At 49.2% G+C, this 2,581-nt stretch carries 2 protein-coding genes and 1 pseudogene; all 3 read left to right on the top strand.

The window, feature by feature from the left end; genetic code table 11:
* Positions 1-291 precede the first annotated feature (291 nt).
* Positions 292-534, top strand: coding sequence for a DUF6870 family protein (locus H8711_RS13440; RefSeq protein ID WP_117452810.1), 243 nt, complete (start codon positions 292-294; stop codon positions 532-534).
* A 214-nt stretch (positions 535-748) separates the two neighbouring features.
* The gene (locus tag H8711_RS13435) at positions 749-2,383 is read left to right on the top strand and encodes a recombinase family protein (protein ID WP_249283858.1); all 1,635 of its coding nucleotides are present in this window, start codon (positions 749-751) and stop codon (positions 2,381-2,383) included.
* Between the two features lie 15 nt (positions 2,384-2,398).
* Positions 2,399-2,581: pseudogene (locus tag H8711_RS13430) on the top strand (recombinase family protein); the annotation flags it as partial.

Genomic DNA, 2,581 nt, shown 5'->3' with positions numbered 1-2,581 from the left:
CGGGTATAATGATACTTCCGTCTTTTCTTTGAATGGGCGGCTCGGAGCGATCCTCGGAGGGGTGAGAGTCCCATGATACCGATTGACCATTGGTAGTCCGCAGCATTCCCGGAACTGCAAAGTTCTTCTGGCAGGGGCGCGAGCTGCAAATATGCCGGACAATGAAACAAACCCAAAAGAAACTTACTATATAGTTTCAGGATGAAAACTATGTGGCAGAGTGTCTTCACAAGATGCTCTGCCATATCCTTTTGTCCTGAATAGTTCCACGAAACAGGAGGTGCTTAGAATATGATGGGCATTGAAACAATGAAAAACGTCAGCCCGAAAACGGTTGACCGAAGCACACTCGTTCAGAGAAGCAGCGTCCGGCTTGATCCTGCGGCACCGCGAGAGGACAGGCTGAGGGAGTTCATCAAGCAGATCAGAAATCCTTATTGTTATCTGGACGGGAAGACAGTGGTGAAGATCAGCTTCGCCGAGACGGACACGACAATGGAAGATTGTCTGGAACACTATCTGAGAGGTCTTTGATTTATGAACAGTCTGAATCTTTTCACCCGGTTCTATGGACAAGCGATTGAGCCTGTGGTATAATGAAATCGGTCAAAAAAAGAAGAATACGGATTAAGCCGCTTGCCTTGATGGTCATGTGGCGTTTTCGTGTTTCTCTTCATAAGAGTTGAAGCAAGCCTTCGTCTTTCTGATTTGATGTACCACACCAAACAGAAAAACGGAGGTTATTTTTATGCCAGATAAGGTTTACCGCACGGCGATCTACTGCCGTCTGTCCCGTGAGGATGGAGACAAAGTAGAAAGCAACTCCATCGCCAGCCAGAGAGCCATCTGCGAGGACTACATCGCAAGGCATGAGGATTTGGAGCTTGTCTGTGAGCCATTTGTGGATGACGGTTACAGCGGCGTTTCCTTCAATCGTCCTCAATTCAAAAAGCTGGAAGAGGCAATCCGCAAGGGTGCGCTTGACTGCATTGTAGTCAAGGATCTCAGCCGCTTCTCAAGAAATTACATCGACGGCGGGCGCTACATTGAGAAGATTTTCCCGCAGCTCGGCATACGCTTCATCGCAATCAATGATGCGTATGACAGTCTGACCGGTGATCCGCAGTCCGACTCCTTTGTCATCCCGTTCAAAAACCTGATTAACGATTCCTACTGCAAGGACATCTCCATGAAAATCCGAAGCAGTCTGGAAGTCAAGCAGAAGAGCGGTGAGTTCGTCGGCTCGTTCGCCCCATACGGCTACATGAAATCGCCGGAGAACAAGAACCAGCTCATCGTGGATGAAGCGGTCAGCGAATATGTGCAGATGATCTTTTCCATGTACAAGGACGGCTTCTCCATCGGACGTATTGCAAAGCGTTTGAACCAGATGGGCGTCCTGTCCCCAATGGAATACAAGCAATCCGCCGGTGTGAAGTTTGATACCGTCTTCAAAACCGGCGATACCGCAAAATGGACATATAAAGCCGTCCAGCGTATTCTCACCAACGAGGTTTATATCGGCGTTCTGGCTCAGGGCAAGCGAGGCACTCCCAACTACAAAGTCCGCGTCGTGAAAAGCAAGGATGAATCCGAGTGGGTCAAGGTTGAAAATGCGCATGAAGCTCTTGTGTCCTACGAGGACTTCATGGCAGTCAAGGTCATGATGCAAAGGGATATGCGCTGCTCCCCCGATCAGGACGAGGCACATCTGTTTTCCGGCTTCCTGTTCTGCGGAGACTGTCAGCAGCCAATGATCCGCAAGACTGTCCCGTCGAGGACGAAAAAATATATCTACTACGTCTGCTCCACCAATAAGCACAGCCGGACGTGCAGCCCGCACAGCATCGCCGCAAAAGAGGTTGAAGAGAAGGTCTTCCGTGCTATTCATGACCAGATCGAGCTTGTCATCAATCTGGAACACGCGCTTGCGATGATCGAACGGCTTCCGTCTCAGAGCCGTAAGGCTTTCAATTACGAAGCCCAGATCGCAAAAATCGAGGAAGAGATTGAGCGGTACCAAAAGCTCAAGCTGGGGCTTTACGAGAACTTCATCGGCGGCGTCATTGATAAATCGGAATACTTCGAGTTCCGCAACAGCTACACCAAAATCATTGAGGACAAGCAGGACGCGCTTCTGCGTGTCAAAAAAGAAATGAAGCAGACGGTGACAACCGGCACGACTGAACGGAACTGGGTAACGCTTTTCAAGCAGTATGAAAACGTCGAAGAGCTGAACCGCCGTGTGCTGATGTCGCTGGTTGACCGCATTCTGATTCACGAAAATCATGCAATCGAAATCGTCTTCAAGTACAAGGACGAATACCAGCAGACGCTTGAATATGTTCTCGGTTATGCCGACGAACTGGATATTGCCGTATAAAGGAGGGATGAGCAAATGGCAAGAAAAAGCAGAAAGCAAATTGCAGTCGAAGAGCCGGTTATCGAATCTGTCTCTTCCAAGGTCTTCTCAACAGCCATCTATGCCCGTCTTTCCGTTGAAAACAGCGGCAAGTCCGAAAAGGTGGATGTCATCGCAAATCAGATTGAGATTTGCAAGTCCTACATTGCAGAGCGTCCC

Origin of the sequence: Ligaoa zhengdingensis, assembly GCF_014384885.1 — a bacterium.
Classification (GTDB): Bacteria; Bacillota; Clostridia; order Oscillospirales; family Ruminococcaceae; genus Ligaoa; species Ligaoa zhengdingensis.
The sequence above is the reverse complement of the archived record's forward strand: the minus strand, read 5'-3'. Positions and strand labels throughout refer to the sequence as shown.

Bases quoted from the DNA above. Each gene is read 5' to 3' on its own strand.
- H8711_RS13440 (WP_117452810.1), top strand. From the start codon at position 292: ATGATGGGCATTGAAACAATGAAAAACGTCAGCCCGAAAACGGTTGAC.
- H8711_RS13435 (WP_249283858.1), top strand. From the start codon at position 749: ATGCCAGATAAGGTTTACCGCACGGCGATCTACTGCCGTCTGTCCCGT.